Raw genomic sequence first — 17,426 nt, forward strand, 5'->3', positions numbered from 1 at the left:
GAACTACCGCAGATCGCCGCGGGCAGCCTCGTACGCAGCGCCGACGCGGTAGAGCCGCTCGTCTGCGAACGCGGGAGCCATGATCTGCAGACCCACCGGCAGACCGTCCTCGGACGCCAGTCCGGACGGCACCGACATCGCGCAGTGGCCGGCGAGGTTGGTGGGCAGGGTGCACAGATCGTTGAGATACATCGCCATCGGGTCGTCGACTTTGTCGCCCAACGGGAATGCCGTCGTCGGGGTCGTCGGCGATACGAGCACATCCACCTTCTCGTATGCCGCGTCGAAGTCCTGCGCGATCAAGGTGCGGACCTTCAGGGCCGAGCCGTAGTACGCGTCGTAGTAACCGGCCGACAGCGCGTAGGTGCCGATCATGATGCGGCGCTTGACCTCCGGCCCGAACCCCTGAGCGCGGGTGGTGGCCATGACCGATTCGGCGCTGTGGTGGCCGTCGTCGCCCGCACGCAGGCCGTACCGCATTCCGTCGAACCGAGCCAGGTTGGACGACACCTCGGACGGGAGAATCAGGTAGTACGCAGCCAATGCGTGGACGAAGTTGGGGCACGACACCTCGACCACCTCGGCGCCGAGCGAAGTCAATGCGGCCACTGCGGCGTCGAAGGACGAGATGACACCGGACTGATAGTTGTCCGAGTGCAACTCCTTGACCACACCCACCTTCACTCCGGTCAGGTCGCCGCGAGCGCCCTCTCGGGCCGCCTCGACGACGGGACGAACCGGGGTGTCGACCGACGTGGAATCCCGCGGGTCGTAACCCGCGATGACCTCGTGCAGCAACGCGGTGTCGAGCACCGTACGACCACAGGGTCCACCCTGATCCAGCGAGGAGGCGCAGGCGATGAGTCCGTACCGCGAGACGCTGCCGTACGTCGGCTTGGTTCCCACGGTGCCGGTCAGTGCCGCGGGCTGCCGGATGGATCCACCGGTGTCGGTGCCGATGGCCAACGGTGCCTGGAACGAGGCGAGCGCAGCCGCGCTTCCGCCTCCCGAGCCGCCCGGGATCCGGGTGGTGTCCCAGGGGTTCTTGGTCGGTCCGTACGCGGAGTTCTCGGTCGAGGAGCCCATCGCGAACTCGTCCATGTTGGTCTTGCCGAGAACCGGAATGCCCGCCGCTCGCAGCTTCGAGGTCAGCGTCGCGTCGTACGGCGACACCCACCCGTCGAGAATCTTCGAGCCGGCGGTGGTCGGCATGTCGGTGGTGGTGAACACGTCCTTGAGCGCCAACGGCACCCCGGCGAGCGGTGAGGCCGGTGCCGAGCCCGCGGCCAGCCCGGCGTCGACGTCGTTCGCCGCGGCCAGCGCCTGCGCGCTTGCCACATGCAGAAAAGCGTGAAGGTCGCCGTCGACCTCGGCAATCCGATCCAGATGTGCCCGGGTCACCTCCACCGCACTGACGTCCCGCGAGTGGATACGGTCGGCGAGCTCGGACGCGTCGAGCTTGGTCAGGTCGGTCATTCGCTCTCTCCCAGAATCTGCGGCACCGCGAAACGGCCCTCCTCGGCATTCGGTGCACCGGACAGCGACTGCTCCGGCGTCAGACCGGGAACGATCACGTCGGGACGCGTCACATTGACGATGTCGCTGGGGTTGGCTGTCGGCGCAACGTCGTCCGTCGCCACCTCGGCGACGGTCTTGACGTGATGGAGGATCGAATCCAACTGGCCGGCGAACTCGTCGAGTTCGGCGTCGCTGAGAGCCAAGCGCGACAGCCGGGCGAGGTGAGCGACCTCGTCGCGGGAGATATCGGGCACCGCGTAGACCCCTTTCACACAGTAGGAGTGGGGCCTGCAGGAACCGGCCCCGTATTTGCGCAGAGCGAACCGCACAGGTCCGCGAACGCGGTCCAGCCTAGTGCGCACCGTTTCGCCGACCTCACTCCCGGTCAGCGGTCTCGATCGGCCGCCGATCTCGCCCGCACGAGTGTCAGAATTGTCACGTCCCGCGTTGCGTGTCGAGCCGGCCAGGTCGAAGATGCAAAGATTGCTCGCGCCGGGGGTGCACAGTGTTCCCTGAACTACGCCAGACGTCGAAAGGGAGCGTGCCATGTCCTACCTGCTCCGCGTGCAGCTGCCCGACCGGCCGGGCAGCCTCGGATCGCTGGCCGTGGCCCTCGGCTCGGTCGGAGCGGACATCCTCTCGCTCGACGTCATCGAACGCGGCGACGGCTACGCGGTCGACGACCTGGTGGTCGACGTTGCGCCCGGTTCGCTTCCCGACACACTGATCACTGCAGCCGAGAACCTCACCGACGTCCGCGTCGACTCGATCCGCCCGTACACCGGCGTTCTCGACACCCATCGCGAACTGGAACTGATCGACCGGGTCGCAGCGGCATCCGACGACCGTCTGCAAGTTCTGGTCGACGGCGCTCCCCGCGTTCTGCGCGTGGGCTGGAGCACCGTGGTGGCCACCAACGCGCACGGTCCGTTCCGCCTGGTCGGTAGCCCGGGCGCACCCGAAACACACGCCGCCGAACTGCCCTGGTTCCCGTTGACCTCTCCCGCTGCACTCGACTCCGACGCAGACTGGGTACCTCAGGTGTGGCGGGACATGGACACCAAGATCGCTGCCGCTCCCCTCGGCACCACCGGCACCGTGCTGATGCTCGGCCGGCCGGGAGGGCCCGAGTTCAGGCCGTCGGAGGTAGCCCGGCTCGGTTACCTCGCCGGGATCGTCGCAACCGTCCTTACCTGATCACCGGAACTCGCCCGGTCTCCCCTACTGCTACGCGTCGGTGTCCGTCGTCGGCTCCGACACTGCGTCCGGGCCCTCGGTCAACAGACGCGTGAACCCTGCCTCGTCCAGGACCGGTACGCCGAGCTCGACGGCCTTGTCGTGCTTCGAACCGGGCGATTCACCGACGACGACGAACGCCGTCTTCTTCGAAACCGAACCTGCGGCCTTTCCACCCCGCAGCAAGATCGCTTCTTTGGCCTCGTCGCGCGAGTAGGAGTCGAGCGAACCGGTGACGACGATCGACAGGCCTTCCAGATTTCGCTCGATGGAGGCGTCTCGCTCGTCCTCCATCCGCACACCGGCATTCCGCCATTTCTCCACGATGGCCCTGTGCCAGTCGACCTCGAACCATTCGGACACAGCAGCCGCGATGGTGCCGCCCACCCCGTCCACCGCCGACAACTCCTCGACGGACGCTGCTTCGATGCGCTCGAGGCTGCCGAATTCTCCGGCGAGGGCTCGTGCAGCGGAGGGGCCGACGTGGCGAATGGACAGGCTCACCAGCACTCGCCACAGAGGCTGATTCTTGGCGGAGGACAGATTGTCGAGCAGTTTGCGCCCGGTGGCCGACAATGCGCCCGATTTCGTGCGGAAGATCGCAGTCTTCATCAGGTCTTCTTCGGTGAGCGAGAACAAATCGCCCTCGTCCTCGATCGCACCGGTGGCCAGAAGATCCGTCGCCGCTTCGTATCCGAGACCCTCGATGTCGAAACGCTGCCGTTCGGCCACGAAGAACACACGCTCACGGCGTTGCGCCGGGCAGAACTGCGAATTGGGGCAGCGCAGGTCCGCGTCGCCGTCCTTCGCCGGTGCCAACGGCGTCGAGCATTCCGGGCATTCGGTGGGCATGACGAATTCGGTCTCGTCGCCGGTCCTCGCGTCGACGACCGGGCCGAGCACCTCCGGAATGACCTCTCCCGCTTTGCGAATCGTGACGGTGTCACCGATCAGAACACCCTTGCGCTTGACCTCCGACGCGTTGTGCAGGGTCGCGAGAGACACCGTGGACCCCGCGACGAGCACCGGCGTCATGTACGCGAACGGAGTCACTCGACCGGTTCGGCCGACGCTGACGCGAATGTCCAGCAGGGTGGTGGTGACTTCCTCAGGTGGGTATTTGTACGCGATGGCCCACCGCGGTGCTCGCGACGTCGTTCCGAGCCGACGGTGCAACGACATCTCGTCGATCTTGACCACCAGGCCGTCGATCTCGTGCTCGACGTCGTGGCGGTGCTTGTCCCAGTACTCGACCTTCTCGACGACGGCATCGATGCCCTGCACGCGCGTCGTGTGGGTCGAGATCGGCAGACCCCACGCCTGCAGAGCCTCGTAGGCGTGCCACTGCGAATCGGGGGTGAAGCCGACCATCCGTCCGAATCCGTGACAGATCATGCCGAGACGCCGCTTCGAGGTCACGGCCGGGTTCTTTTGGCGCAGCGAGCCCGCCGCCGAGTTCCGTGGATTGGCGAACGGGGGTTTGCCCTCTTCGACGAGCGCCGCGTTGAGCGCCTGAAAGTCCTCGAGCCGGAAGAACACCTCACCGCGCACCTCGAGCAGCTCCGGAATCGGATATTCGGCGCTGCCGGTCAAGGTATCGGGGATGTCGTCGATCGTCCGAGCATTGAGCGTGACGTCCTCGCCGGTCCGCCCGTCACCTCGGGTCGCACCGCGCACGAGAGTGCCGTTCTCGTACACCAGGTTCAACGCCACACCGTCGATCTTGACTTCGCACAGGTAGTGCAGATCCGGACCGGCCTCGGTCTCGACCCGCTTGGCCCACGCACGGAGCTCGTCGTGATCGAACACGTTGTCCAAGCTCAGCATTCGTTCCAGATGGTCGACGGCGGTGAACTCCGTCGCGAAACCACCGCCCACGAGTTGGGTCGGTGAGTCGGCCGTACGCAGGTCCGGGTGGGCTTGTTCGAGATCGTTCAGTTCGCGCAGCAGGGCATCGAATTCACCGTCCGAGACGATGGGCGAATCACGTACGTAGTAGCGGAATTGATGTCCACGTACTTCCTCGGCCAGTGTCTGCCACCGCTCGCGGTCGGCAGGGGTGGCAGGATCGAGTTCGACTCCGGCAGCCTCGGCGGCATCGTCGGTTCCTGCAGGCAGTTCGGTCGGCTCAGGCACGTGACGAAGATTATCCGACGGCACCGACATCGAAACGATCCTGCGTCCGGAAGGCTATCTGCCCATCAGGCCCAGCAGCAGGGTGGCGGCGATCAACGCCACCGCGCAGATTCCGGCAGTCAGCGCGAATCCGGTCAGGAAGTCGTCGGAGTAGATACCGCCGAGGACGGAGGCCATCACCGAGAGCAGGACACCGGCGGGCAGACCGCGCCGCTGGGCGTCCGAGAGTCGATACATGTCTCGATCATCGCAGATCCCCGTGTCAGATCTCGTCGACGACCACACTGTTCCCGCCGGACTGCTTGGACCGGTACATCGCCGCGTCCGCCGTGCGAGCCGCTCGTCCCACGACGGAGGTGCCCACGTCCCACAGCGCGGAGTCCTCACGCAGCAGTGCCATACCGACGCTCGCCGTGACCGGAATGTCGTCCCGGTGGTCGCACAGCACGCGCACCACATCGACGCCGAGGTCGACGGTGCTCTGCGCATGTCCGACGACGGCCAGCAGAAATTCTTCGCCACCGGTTCGCGCGAGCACTCCGCCGTGGTGGCGGGCGAGTCTGCGCAGCCGATCCGCGACCCGGACGATGACCTCGTCGCCCCGGCTGTGGCCGTAGCGGTCGTTGACGGCCTTGAACTTGTCGATGTCGACCACCAGGAACGCCATCGACAGTCCGCGTTTGTTCGCGAGCTGCCACAGGTCGAGCAGTTCACTGTCGATACCGCGGCGGTTGTACACCCCGGTCAGAGGATCGAGTACCGACCGCTTGGCGTCGTTGGACAACGTCGTCCACGCCACCTGCGCGAACACCGGTACCGCCACCGTTGCCAGCAACAGCACCACCGTCGCCGTCGCGACCGCCGGTCCGTCGACGGCAACCACCTCGCCGTCCATCACAGCGAGGAACGTGCGAATACCGAAGCCGATGATGAACGTCGCCGTCCACACCAGGTGGGCTACGAGCAATCGAGGACTGAGGAAATACGTACAGAACGCTCCGGTGACGGCGAACAGCACCGTTCCGATCAAGGACGCGACCGGCGCGTACAACACCAGCACCGAGGTCGTCAGAATGTCGCCGAACGCCAGGAACCCGACGAAGAACTTCTTCCCGGGGATCGGGCCGAACACGCACCGTGCGGCAACGAGTACCTGCGTGAACAGGACGAAGAAGACCCACCCGATTGCCGGCGAGCCGGTGGGGCCGAGATCGCTGAACAACATGAGAATCGACGTGAGGGCATACATCAGGACGGCGGTGCCGAAGACGACCCGGATGATTCCCGTCAGTGGACGAGTGGACCGGTGGTTGAGGATCCATTCGAAGTCGTGCGGAGCCCGGTACCAATCCGACGAGGCGGCGGCGAGTTTGGCCAGAACTCCGCGTCGATGCCGGCCGGAACGTCGGAGGGAGGCGACTTCATCGAAGCCGCGACCACCTGATGCCATGTACGAACTCCCACCGATTCAAAGCAGACCCCCGACGGCCGTGTGAATGATGTCACACCTGTTGTGCGTCCCGAACGACCCGGGACGGAGCCGCAGGACGCTCCAGGCATTCCGACTCGGCACACTGTGTTTCGTCACAATGTCCCGGTCCGTGGTCACAACGATTCGGGTGCGTCCCGATAAGCCGCGACAACCTCGTGGGTGAGAGCCGTTGCTCGACGAGCCCACTCGGGCGTGCTTCCGGCCAAGCCGCAGGACGGCGTCACCGACACCTGCGAAGCGAGTATCGAACGATCGAAGCCGAGGCTGTCGACCAACTTCACACCGGGCTCGGCGCACTCGCGCCACAAGGGTGGTCGGTCCGGGGTTGCCGACGGCACCGATCCCAGTACGAGGGTCTTGCCGGCCTGGAGCAGCTCTCCCAGCGCATCGAGGTCGGTTCGGCGCAGCTCGTGTGCATCCACGGCCACCGCGACGGCTCGGGTTCGGCGCAGCAGATCGACGGGAGCTCCCCCGTCACAGCAGTGCACAGCGACCGGTAACGCGATGGTGTCGATCAGTGAGTCGAGCAGGTCCAGAACCTCCGGTTCCGGGATCGCGCGCACCGAGTCGATACCGGTGATCCCGGTCAGACTGCCCGCGAGAACGGCGGCGAGACTGGGTTCGTCGAGTTGGACCACCACGTTCGCCGAGAGTCTGCGTGCCACTTCTGCGCAGTGCAGGCGCAGCCCTTCGCCGAGGGATTCCGCGAAGTGCCGTAGAGCGCCGCGGTCGGTCAGCGCGCGGTGTCCGTGCCGCAATTCGACCTGCGCGGCCATGGTGAACGGTCCTGCAGCCTGCACCTTGATGGTCCGGCCGGCACCGCGTAGTCCCGCGACCTCCCACAGTTCCTCGAGCACGTCCAGATCCTCGGTGAGAAAGTCGGTCGCACGGCGACCGGCCAGCATCGGACGCGGTACGACGCGGTAGCCCGACGTCCGGACGTCGAGTTCGACGTCGACCATGATGGCTCCGGTGCGGCCGATCATGTCGGCACCGAGCCCGCGCCCTGGCAGTTCGACCACGTGTGGCAGTTCACCCAGCTCGCCGAGGACGATGGCGACGGCCTCACGAACGTCGGTGCCGGGCCACGAACCTATGCCGGTCGCCAGCCCTCCGAACGTGCTCGGGGTCACTCGCGCTCGGATCGGGTGCCCGAGATGGTCGAGCTGCCGATCACGATGTCACCGTGAATGTCCTTGCGGTACAACACCGCTGCCTGCCCTTTGGCGACACCGGTCAAGGGTGCCCGGAGCTGGATCTCCATCCCGTCGCCGACGGCCTCGGCAACCGCGTCGGTCAGCCCGCCGTGCGCCCGAACCTGTACGACGCATTCGATGGGCCCGGTGGGCGCGGTGCCCTCGGTCCACACTGCGCGGTCTCCGGTGATGGACCAGACGTCCAGCTTCTGCGCCGAACCGACCATGACGGTGCCGGTGTCCGGTTCGATCGAGGTGACGTAGCGCGGACGGCCGTCCACGGCCGGTCCTTCCACCCCGAGACCCTTACGCTGGCCGATGGTGAAGCCGTGCACACCGTCGTGGTCCGCCAACTCGGCTCCGGTCTCGGAGTCGACGACCTTGCCGGGACGAACGCCGATGTGTGCGCCGAGGAAGGCCCGGGTGTCGCCCGAGGGAATGAAGCAGATGTCGTGACTGTCCGGCTTGTCGGCGACGGCGAGACCCCGCTCGGCTGCTTCCTCGCGGATCTCGGACTTGGGGGTGTCGCCGATGGGGAACATCGCACGCGAGAGCTGCCCGCGGTTCAGGACGGCCAGCACGTAGGACTGATCCTTGTCGGCGTCCACCGCACGCCGCAGAACTCCGTCGTGCAGTTGCGCGTAGTGCCCGGTCGCGACGGCGTCGAAGCCCAGTGCCAACGCGCGGTCCGCGAGCGCGGAGAACTTGATCTTCTCGTTGCACCGCAGGCACGGGTTGGGAGTCTCCCCCGCGGCGTACGAGGCGACGAAGTCGTCGATGACGTCTTCTTTGAACCGATCCGCGAAGTCCCAGACGTAGAACGGTATTCCGAGGACGTCGGCAGCTCGGCGTGCATCCCCGGCGTCTTCTTTCGAGCAGCACCCGCGAGAGCCGGTCCGCAGCGCCCCGGGAGCGGTGGACAGCGCCAGATGAACGCCCACGACGTCGTGCCCCTCGTCGACGGCTCGAGCCGCGGCGACTGCGGAGTCGACTCCCCCGCTCATGGCAGCAAGAACACGCATCAGCGATTTCCTCCTCGAGCTCCGACGCCGGCGAGTCCGGCGGCACGAGCACGTTCGACGACCTGCGGCAGGGCCGCAAGCACAGTGGTGATGTCCGAATCGGACGAGCCGGTTCCCAAAGAGAACCGAAGGGATCCGCGGGCCACGCCCGGATCGCACCCGAGCGCGATCAGAACATGGCTCGCGCTCGCCACACCCGCCGTGCAGGCGGATCCCGTCGAGCATTCTATGCCCGCGGCGTCGAGAAGCATCAACAGCGAATCCCCCTCGCACCCGGGGAAGGTGAAGTGCACGTTTCCGGCGAGCCGCCCGTCGCCCTCCGGGCCGTTGAGGATGGCGTCGGGCACCACCTCGCGAACCCCGGTGATGAGTCGATCACGCAACGCGCGAGTTCGTTCCCCGTGCAGCGACAGATTCTGCACCGTCGAGCGCAGTGCGGCCGCCATCGCGACGACGCCGGCCGTGTCGGGCGTGCCGGACCGGACGTCACGTTCGTGTCCACCACCGTGGAACAGCGGCACGCACGGGACCTGACGGCCCAGCAACAGGGCTCCGACGCCCTGCGGGCCCCCGAACTTGTGTGCGGCGATACTCAGGGCGGACAGACCGCTGTCGGCGAATCCCACTGGTAGGTGCGGTACGGCCTGCACGGCGTCGCTGTGCATCGGAACGCCGTACTCCGCGGCCACCGATGCGAGTTCGGCGATCGGCATGACGGTGCCGATCTCGTTGTTGGCCCACATGACCGTCACCAGCGCGGTCTCGTCTGCGTGCAGAGCCAGCTCGGCGCGCAGCACATCGGGGGTGACCCGGCCTTCGTCGTCGACCGGGAGCCAGGTGACAGTCGCCCCTTCGTGCGCGACGAGCCACTCCACCGCGTCGAGCACGGCGTGATGCTCCACCGAGCTGGCGATGATCCTGGTCAGTGCGGCGTTCGAGTCTCGACGGGCCGAGAAGATGCCCTTGACGGCGAGATTGTCGCTTTCGGTACCACCGGAGGTGAAGATCACCTCGGACGGGCGCGCACCGAGGTCCGCGGCGATCGACTCGCGAGATTCTTCGACTCGGCGACGGGCGGACCGGCCCGAGGTGTGCAGCGACGACGCGTTCCCGACGGTGCCGAACACCGAGTTCATCGCCTCGATCGCACACGGCAACATGGGAGTGGTCGCGGCGTGATCGAGGTACACCGATGGCTGCGGCGGGGCGGGGGCAGGCGTACTGCGCACAGAAGGCATAACGCGCTCGACGATACCCGGTCGAGCGACCGCGGACCTACCTGCGCGAGGTGGGTCCACGGTCGCCCGGTTCAGCTGTGGATCAGGCGGCCGCAACCGTCGGCGCGCTGGGGCTTCGCTCGGCTTCGGCCACCACCTCGTGCACCGTCGGGTCGTAGACGTCCTTCCGGGGTCGTTCCGCAGGCTCCATTCCGTCGTCGCGTCGAATCGCCACCTCGCAGCGCCGCGCGAGGTCGTGTCGATCGCCGCCGGGCGCTTCCGGGGCGGTGAACTCGACCTCGGCGCGCAGTCCGGCGAGCCGGAAGATGCGGCCGATCGACGCTCCGATCGTCTCGTCTCCGACGAAGCACGTCGCGGTGGTCGGTTCGCCGTGTCGATCGAGATAGCGCAGCCGGATGGGCTGCACCCACGTCTCGGAATCGATGGCAGCCTGCAACAGGGCCGGGCGAAGCGATCCGTAGGCCAACCCACACCAGGTGGTGGCCTCGGGGAACACGACGACCGATGCGCCCGCGCGGATTCGGTCGGCAACCTGGTCGACAACGGCCGGGAGCTCACGCAGTCGTGCGCGATCGATGGGAAGCACCTTCATGGCCCGGGCCAGTCGCCCGAGTAGCGGCCAGTCCACCAGATCGGCTCGCGCAACGAACGTCGACGGGCGCACTGCCGTGAGGACGACGACGTCGGTCCACGAAATGTGTCCGGAAACGTGCAGGGCACCACCTGCCGTACGCGACCGCTCCCGCTCCGAGCGTGTATCGAGCACGGTGAGATCGATGCCGATGGCCGATAGCAGCATCCGAGCGCCCAGCCGCGTCAACGCGTGCCGAACCCGGGGAAAGGGCACCCCCAGGACGACCAACAGCGGCAACAGCGCAAAGGCCGCGATCGCCGCAGCGATGCGCAGAACGAGGACGATTCGACACACCGTGGGCGGATTCTTCGGCAGACACCCGTCACCGCACGGCGAGGACGGCATCCAGGCGTGTGCGCGAACCAGGGGTTGCGTCATCGGGCACCCGACTCGAATGTCGTTGCTGCAGAACGAAGACGGTCCAGATACCTGGTGTTGGCCTCGTGCAGGCCGAGGAGCGCGACGAAATCCGCCACTCCGAATTCCGGGTCGTGGGCGGGCTCACCGCAGATGGAGGCACCGAGCCGGAGGTACCCGTTCATCAACGGCGGCATGGACGTTCGCTTCGCGGCCGGAATGTCGAGGAGATCGACGCCGTCGACGACCACGGGGTTGTAGGGCACGACCCGCCTGTCGACCGCTGTCGCGTGTCGATCCAACAGCCGGTCGCGAACACCACGCACGTTGGCCCCGACCGCTTCCCCGGGAGCCGATTGCATCGGAACCGACACGCAACCCATCACCCACTCGTATCCCGTCACGTCGAGGTAGTGCAGGATTCCCGCCCACATCAGGCCGAGGACCGACCCCGATCGGTGGTCGGGATGCACAGCAGCCCTACCCATTTCGACGATGTTCATCCCGACGGGATCGAGCGCGGAGATGTCGAATTCGGTTGCGGTGTAATAGCCGCCTGCCGTCACCGCGGCCTGCGGCGGCAACATGCGATAGCAACCGACGAACGTGTCGGTCCACTGGTCGCGAACGAGAAGGTGGTCGCAGAAATCGTCGAACCGGTCGGCGTCCAGACCGTCCGTGTCGGTGGGTATGGCAAAGCCGGGCTCGGAGGCGAACACGTCGTAGCGCAGGCGCTGCGCCGCGAGTCGGTGTTCGGGGTCGGTGGACAACACGAGCGAATAGCGGTCGGTGGCCGGGACGATCGATGCAGTCGAGCTCATGACGGAAGTGGTCATGAGGTGTGTCTAACGAGTGGGGAAGACTACCGGGCATCGCCGAGGAGAAGTGTCGGAAGAGTTTGCATGAACACGATTGCGCCCGCCGAAACGCGACGGGCCCCCACCGCAATCGCGATGAGGGCCCGTCGAGCAGAGATTTTCGCCGAGAGGCTATCCCTTGTGCTTCTTGACGGCCTCGGTCAGCTGAGGCGCGACGTTGAACAGGTCACCGACGATGCCGTAGTCGGCGATCTCGAAGATGGGAGCTTCCTCGTCCTTGTTCACCGCGACGATGGTCTTCGAGGTCTGCATGCCGGCACGGTGCTGGATGGCTCCGGAAATGCCGAGTGCAACGTACAGCTGCGGGGAGACGGTCTTGCCCGTCTGGCCCACCTGGAACTGGCCCGGGTAGTAACCGGAGTCCACGGCGGCACGCGAGGCACCCACTGCGGCACCCAGCGAATCTGCCAGATCCTCGACGACGGTGAACTTGTCGGCGCTGCCGACGCCACGGCCACCGGAGACGACGACCGTTGCTTCGGTCAGTTCCGGACGGTCGCCGCCGACGATCGGGTCACGCGAGGTGACCTTGACGGTGCCCTCTTCCTGCGCCGGGACCTCGACGGTCTCGCGGGTTCCCGCTCCGGCCTTCGGCTCTGCCTCGACTGCGCCGGGGCGCAGCGAGAGGACGGGGACGTCGCCGTTGGCCTTGGCCTCGACGGTGAACGCACCACCGAAGATGGAGTAGACGGCACTGCCGTCGCCGTTGATCGCGACGACGTCGTTGTGGTAGCCCGAGCCCAGACGGGCGGCGAGGCGGCCGGCAACTTCCTTGCCCTCGATCGTCGCTGCGGTGATGATCGCCGCAGGCGAGACCGACTCGGCGAGGGACGACAGGACGTCGACCTTCGGCGTGACGAGAAAACCGTCGACGTCGTCGGACTCGGCGACGTAGATCTTCTCGGCACCGGCCTCGGTCAACGCGTCGGCGACCTTGTCGGCGGTACCGACCGGGCCGGTGACGACCGCGGACGGCTCACCCAGTGCGCGGGCCGCGGTGATCAGCTCGGAGCTGACCTTCTTCAGTGTTCCTTCGACGTGCTCCACGAGCACGAGTACTTCTGCCATGACTTTGCTCCTCGTTGGTCTTCGATTGCTCGGTGGGGCGGGATCAGATGATCTTCTGGCCTACGAGGTAGGTGGCGATCTTGTCGCCGCCGTCGCCCTCGTCGGTGAGCCGCTCGCCGGCAGTCTTGGGAGGCTTGGGGGTGGACGAGGTGACCGTCGTTCCGGCGTTGTCGACGCCGACGATGCCGTCCTCGACACCGATGTCGGCCAGAGTGATGGTCTGCACCGTCTTCTTCTTGGCGGCCATGATTCCCTTGAACGACGGGAACCGCGGCTCGTTGATCTTCTCGGTGACGCTCACGATGGCGGGCAGCGTGGCTTCGAGTCCGAAGATGCCCTCGTCGGTCTCGCGCTCGCCGGTGACCTTGCCGTCTGCGACGGACAGCTTGCGCAGCTGCGTCAAGGCCGGGATCTGCAGGTATTCGGCGATGATCGCCGGAACTGCGCCGGTGCGGCCGTCGGTGGCCTCGTTACCCGCGATGATGAGATCGGCAGGCTCGTCGTTCTCGAACGCGACGTTGCCCAGTGCCGCAGCCAGGGCGTACCCGGTCTGGATGGCGTCGGAGCCGTGCAGGCTCGGGTCGTTGAGGTGTACCGCGCTGTCCGCGCCCATCGACAGAGCCTTGCGGATCGCGTCGGTGGCGCGATCGGGGCCTGCGGACAGAACCTTGACCTCACCGCCCTGAGCTTCCTTGATGAGCAGGGCTTCTTCGACGGCCCGCTCGTTGATCTCGTCGAGAACGGCGTCTGCAGCCTCGCGATCGAGGGTGTAGTCACCGTCGCTGAGCTTGCGCTCGGACCATGTGTCTGGAACCTGCTTGATCAAAACAACGATGTTCGTCATGGGTCTGCGTCGACCTCCTGGTCATGTTCTGCTGATCGTGAGTGTTCTAACGGTTGCTGCAAGTCGAACGGTTGGTGCAGTTCTACGTTCCGCTACGAGGTTACCCCACCGTAGTTACTGGTGGGTAACTTACCTCCCTGCCCGATCGACCATACATCCGCACCCCGACTGTTATGGAGACCACGTTGGCTTACCTCATCGCCGGAGGCACTAACCTTCCGTCGGTGAACGATTCATCGGCTCGGACACCGGCACCGGAACCACTCCCCCTCACCGGCGAGCGAACTGTGCCCGGCATCGCCGAGGAGAACTACTGGTTCCGCCGTCACGAGGTGGTCTACCGCGCCCTCGCAGAGCGGTGCCGCGACCGCACGGTGCTCGAAGCCGGATCGGGAGAAGGCTACGGAGCCAACATGATTGCCGAGGTTGCGGCCTGCGTCGTCGGCCTCGACTACGACGTCTCGGCCGCGACGCACGTCCACGCGCGCTACCCCGCGGTGACGATGGTGCGCGGCAATCTCGACCGCCTTCCGTTCGCGGATTCCTCGGTCGGTGTCGTCGTCAACTTCCAGGTCATCGAACACCTCTGGGATCAAGGAGCGTTCCTGGCCGAAGTGCACCGCGTCCTCGAGCCCGGCGGCACGCTGCTGATCAGCACACCGAACCGCATCACCTTCTCGCCCGGACGCGACACTCCCCTCAACCCCTTCCACACCCGCGAACTCGACGCGGCAGAACTGACCGAGTTGCTCGTCGCCGCCCGCCTCGAGGTCACCGAGCTCACCGGAGTCCGGCACGGCAGCACGCTGGCCGCCCTCGACGCCAAACACGGCGGATCCTTCATCGACGCGCAGATCGAACGAGCACTCGCCGGTGAACCCTGGCCTGCCGAACTCGCCGAGGACGTCGCCGCGATCACCATCGCCGACTTCGACATCGCGGCCGATCGAATCGACGACAGCCTCGACCTGGTCGCCGTCGCCCGAAAGAGCTCGGCTGCGGTGATCGGGTGACATCCGGTGCCACCGTGCCGGGCATGTTCTCCCTCGTCCTGCACTCCCACCTGCCCTGGTTGGCCAATCACGGCAGGTGGCCCGTCGGCGAGGAATGGCTGTACCAGTCCTGGGCCGACTGCTACCTCCCACTGACCGCGGCACTGGAACGGCTGGCCGACGACGGTTACACCGACGTCCTCTCGCTCGGCGTCACCCCGGTACTCGCGGCCCAGCTCGACGATCCGCATTGCCTGGCCGGCATGCACCATTGGCTCGGAAACTGGCAGCTACGCGCGCACGAGGCAACCGACCCCGCGCTCTCGATACGTGAACACCGGGCATCCGCCGCGGCTCTGGACCGCTTCGAGACGCGATGGCGACACGGCGGCTCGGCAGTACTTCGTCCGCTGATCGACACGGGCATCGTCGAACTGCTGGGTGGGCCGCTCGCGCACCCGTTCCAACCGTTGCTCGACGAAAGACTGCGGCGGTTCTCCCTGAGCGAGGGCCTACGCGACGCCGCCGCCCGATGGGGCACCACGCCCCGCGGTATCTGGGCACCGGAATGCGGATTCACCCCCGGCATGGAAACCGAATACGCGGCCGCAGGTGTCTCGCACTTCATGGTCGACGGCCCCGCCATGCGGGGCGACACCTCCCTCGGCCGGCCCGTGTGGGATTCGGACGTCGTCGCGTTCGGGCGCGATCTCCCGGTCAGCTACCGCGTCTGGTCACCGAAGTCCGGCTACCCAGGCCACGGTGCCTACCGGGATTTCCACACCTACGACCACGCGACCGGACTCAAACCGGCCCGGGTCACCGGCCGCACCGTCGACTCGAACGACAAGGCTCCCTACGAACCCGAGCGTGCCGCGGCAGCAGTGGACCGTCACGTCGCCGACTTCGTCGACGTGGTGCGTCGGCGCTTGATCTCCGAATCCGAGCGGATCGGCCGCGATGCCGTGGTGGTGGCCGCGTTCGACACCGAACTGTTCGGACACTGGTGGCACGAGGGGCCACAGTGGCTCGAGAAGTTGATGCGCGCACTGCCCGCCGCGGGAGTCACCGTCGGAACGCTGAACGATGCCCGGGAACGGGGATACGTGGGAGCCCCACTCGAACTGCAGGATTCTTCCTGGGGATCGGGCAAGGACTGGCGCGTGTGGGCGGGCGACGACGTCGCCGACCTGGTGAAGCTCAACGCCGAGGTGTCCCGGACCGCGCTCGATGCCGTCGACGCCTCCCGTGCCGTCCGAAGCCGGGCGGGTGGCCCCGAACTGCGCAATCGAGTCGACGATCAGATTCTGCGTGAGACACTCATGGCCGTGGCCAGCGACTGGGCGTTCATGGTCAGCAAGGACTCCGCGGCCGGATACGCCCGAGAGCGAGCTCACGTCCACGCACATGCGCTACGTGAAATCGCTGCCGCGCAGCAGCACCCGGCCCGAGCCGAAGAATTGGCACGGCAATGGAATCACGCAGACGGACTGTTCGCGGCGCTGGACGCACGCAGACTGCCCGGTGCACGCCGAGAAGGCCCAGGGGGGCGTAGATGAGAGTTCTGATGGTGTCGTGGGAGTACCCACCCGTCGTGGTCGGCGGGCTGGGTCGCCACGTTCATCACCTGGCGACCGAGCTGGTGCGCTGCGGGCACGAGGTCGTCGTTCTCTCTCGCCGACCCACCGGCACCGACGCGTCCACCCATCCCACCTCCCACCACATCGAGGACGGCGTACTGGTGGTCGCCGTCGCCGAGGATCCGGCGCACTTCGTGTTCGGAGAGGACATGCTCGCGTGGACTCTGGCGATGGGGCACGCCATGGTGCGGGCAGGGGTCGCCCTCGGTAAACCCGGCCTCGGCGACGGCTGGCAGCCCGATGTCGTCCACGCCCACGACTGGCTGGTCGCGCACCCGGCCATCGCTCTGGCGGAGTTCTACGACGTGCCGCTGGTCTCGACCATCCATGCCACCGAGGCCGGACGCCACAGCGGCTGGATCTCGGGCACCGTCAACCGCCAGGTCCATTCGATCGAATGGTGGCTCGCGAACGATTCCGACGCGATCATCGCGTGCTCGGCGTCGATGAAGGACGAGGTCACAGCCCTGTTCGACGTCGCCGAATCGACGGTCTCGGTCATTCACAACGGCATCGACGGATCCGCGTGGAGTTTCCGACGCCGACAGCCCCGCTCCGAGCCCGCGAAATTGCTCTTCGTCGGTCGTCTGGAATACGAGAAGGGCATCCAGGACGCCATAGCCGCTCTGCCACGCGTCAGACGAAGTCACCCCGGCACCACGCTGCACATCGCCGGCGAAGGCACTCAGTTCGGGTGGCTGGCAGGTCTGGCACGCACCCACCGCGTCGCCAGGTCGGTGTCGTTCCTCGGCAACCTGAACCACTCCGATCTGCTCGGATGGCTGCACGGCGCCGACGCCATCGTCCTTCCCAGCCGGTACGAACCCTTCGGCATCATCGCCCTCGAGGCCGCGGCAGCAGGCATTCCGTTGGTGGCATCGACGGCCGGCGGACTCGGCGAGGCGATCGTCGACGGCGTCACCGGGCTGTCCTTTCCGCCGGGTGATGTGGCCGCGCTGACGGCGGCGGTGCGGCGGGTGTTGGACAACGCCGATGCGGCGCAGGAGAGAGCCGTCGCCGCTCGGGAACGTCTCACCGTCGACTTCGACTGGAAGCACGTCGCGGAGTCGACGGCTCGGGTGTACCTCGAAGCCAAGCGCAAGGTTCGCCATCCGCTGGGTCGCCCGCACATCGTCGAACGCGCCCTGCCCGATCGCAGCTGACCCCATGTGAGT

General features: G+C 66.6%; 16 protein-coding genes. 4 read left to right on the top strand and 12 right to left on the bottom strand.

The window, feature by feature from the left end; genetic code table 11:
- Positions 1–3: 3 nt before the first annotated feature.
- Positions 4–1,476 (bottom strand): Asp-tRNA(Asn)/Glu-tRNA(Gln) amidotransferase subunit GatA, encoded by a 1,473-nt coding sequence (gatA, locus tag JLZ96_RS03200; protein ID WP_032366363.1) that lies wholly within the window; start codon positions 1,474–1,476, stop codon positions 4–6.
- Positions 1,473–1,772, bottom strand: coding sequence for an Asp-tRNA(Asn)/Glu-tRNA(Gln) amidotransferase subunit GatC (gene gatC / locus JLZ96_RS03205; RefSeq protein WP_027496634.1), 300 nt, complete (start codon positions 1,770–1,772; stop codon positions 1,473–1,475). Before gatC ends, gatA begins: the two co-directional genes overlap by 4 nt.
- 292 nt (positions 1,773–2,064) lie before the next feature.
- On the opposite strand from gatC, the gene JLZ96_RS03210 reads away from it, so the two are divergent.
- Positions 2,065–2,715, top strand: a complete 651-nt coding sequence (locus tag JLZ96_RS03210) for an amino acid-binding protein (protein ID WP_027496633.1) — start codon at positions 2,065–2,067, stop codon at positions 2,713–2,715.
- Between the two features lie 30 nt (positions 2,716–2,745).
- On the opposite strand, the gene ligA is transcribed toward JLZ96_RS03210, so the two are convergent.
- From ligA to JLZ96_RS03260, 10 genes are all read right to left on the bottom strand, one after another.
- Complete coding sequence (gene ligA / locus JLZ96_RS03215; RefSeq protein ID WP_370878680.1) at positions 2,746–4,890, bottom strand: NAD-dependent DNA ligase LigA; 2,145 nt, start codon at positions 4,888–4,890, stop codon at positions 2,746–2,748.
- 54 nt (positions 4,891–4,944) lie between these two features.
- Positions 4,945–5,127, bottom strand: coding sequence for a hypothetical protein (locus JLZ96_RS03220; RefSeq protein WP_027496631.1), 183 nt, complete (start codon positions 5,125–5,127; stop codon positions 4,945–4,947).
- A 25-nt stretch (positions 5,128–5,152) separates the two neighbouring features.
- Positions 5,153–6,340: a diguanylate cyclase gene (locus tag JLZ96_RS03225; protein ID WP_201009489.1), complete on the bottom strand. Its 1,188-nt coding sequence runs from the start codon at positions 6,338–6,340 to the stop codon at positions 5,153–5,155.
- Between the two features lie 155 nt (positions 6,341–6,495).
- The gene (locus tag JLZ96_RS03230) at positions 6,496–7,515 is read right to left on the bottom strand and encodes a methionine synthase (RefSeq protein ID WP_027496629.1); all 1,020 of its coding nucleotides are present in this window, start codon (positions 7,513–7,515) and stop codon (positions 6,496–6,498) included.
- Complete coding sequence (gene mnmA, locus JLZ96_RS03235) at positions 7,512–8,600, bottom strand: tRNA 2-thiouridine(34) synthase MnmA (RefSeq protein ID WP_027496628.1); 1,089 nt, start codon at positions 8,598–8,600, stop codon at positions 7,512–7,514. The genes JLZ96_RS03230 and mnmA overlap by 4 nt, the downstream gene beginning before the upstream one ends.
- Positions 8,600–9,838 carry a cysteine desulfurase family protein gene (locus JLZ96_RS03240; RefSeq protein WP_201009490.1) on the bottom strand — a complete coding sequence of 413 codons (1,239 nt, stop codon included), beginning with the start codon at positions 9,836–9,838 and terminating at the stop codon, positions 8,600–8,602. Before JLZ96_RS03240 ends, mnmA begins: the two co-directional genes overlap by 1 nt.
- 82 nt (positions 9,839–9,920) lie before the next feature.
- Entirely contained in the window at positions 9,921–10,850 is a 930-nt protein-coding gene (locus tag JLZ96_RS03245) for a 1-acyl-sn-glycerol-3-phosphate acyltransferase (protein ID WP_201009491.1), read from the bottom strand.
- Entirely contained in the window at positions 10,847–11,665 is an 819-nt protein-coding gene (locus JLZ96_RS03250) for a GNAT family N-acetyltransferase (RefSeq protein WP_201009492.1), read from the bottom strand. The genes JLZ96_RS03245 and JLZ96_RS03250 overlap by 4 nt, the downstream gene beginning before the upstream one ends.
- 153 nt (positions 11,666–11,818) lie before the next feature.
- Positions 11,819–12,775 (bottom strand): electron transfer flavoprotein subunit alpha/FixB family protein, encoded by a 957-nt coding sequence (locus tag JLZ96_RS03255; protein ID WP_027496625.1) that lies wholly within the window; start codon positions 12,773–12,775, stop codon positions 11,819–11,821.
- A gap of 43 nt (positions 12,776–12,818) precedes the next feature.
- Positions 12,819–13,619 carry an electron transfer flavoprotein subunit beta/FixA family protein gene (locus JLZ96_RS03260; RefSeq protein ID WP_027496624.1) on the bottom strand — a complete coding sequence of 267 codons (801 nt, stop codon included), beginning with the start codon at positions 13,617–13,619 and terminating at the stop codon, positions 12,819–12,821.
- A 173-nt stretch (positions 13,620–13,792) separates the two neighbouring features.
- Here JLZ96_RS03260 and JLZ96_RS03265 point away from each other — a divergent pair, with 173 nt between their 5' ends.
- The 3 genes from JLZ96_RS03265 to JLZ96_RS03275 are packed head-to-tail and all read left to right on the top strand — an operon-like array spanning position 13,793 to position 17,414.
- Positions 13,793–14,632: a bifunctional 2-polyprenyl-6-hydroxyphenol methylase/3-demethylubiquinol 3-O-methyltransferase UbiG gene (locus JLZ96_RS03265; protein ID WP_032366359.1), complete on the top strand. Its 840-nt coding sequence runs from the start codon at positions 13,793–13,795 to the stop codon at positions 14,630–14,632.
- A 23-nt stretch (positions 14,633–14,655) separates the two neighbouring features.
- On the top strand, positions 14,656–16,170 hold the full coding sequence (locus JLZ96_RS03270; RefSeq protein ID WP_057474180.1) for a glycoside hydrolase family 57 protein: 1,515 nt from the start codon (positions 14,656–14,658) through the stop codon (positions 16,168–16,170).
- On the top strand, positions 16,167–17,414 hold the full coding sequence (locus JLZ96_RS03275; RefSeq protein ID WP_032372654.1) for a glycosyltransferase family 4 protein: 1,248 nt from the start codon (positions 16,167–16,169) through the stop codon (positions 17,412–17,414). The genes JLZ96_RS03270 and JLZ96_RS03275 overlap by 4 nt, the downstream gene beginning before the upstream one ends.
- The last annotated feature ends 12 nt before the right edge of the window (positions 17,415–17,426 follow it).

Source organism: Rhodococcus sp. NKCM2511 (assembly GCF_014905595.1).
Lineage (GTDB): Bacteria > Actinomycetota > Actinomycetes > Mycobacteriales > Mycobacteriaceae > Rhodococcoides > Rhodococcoides fascians.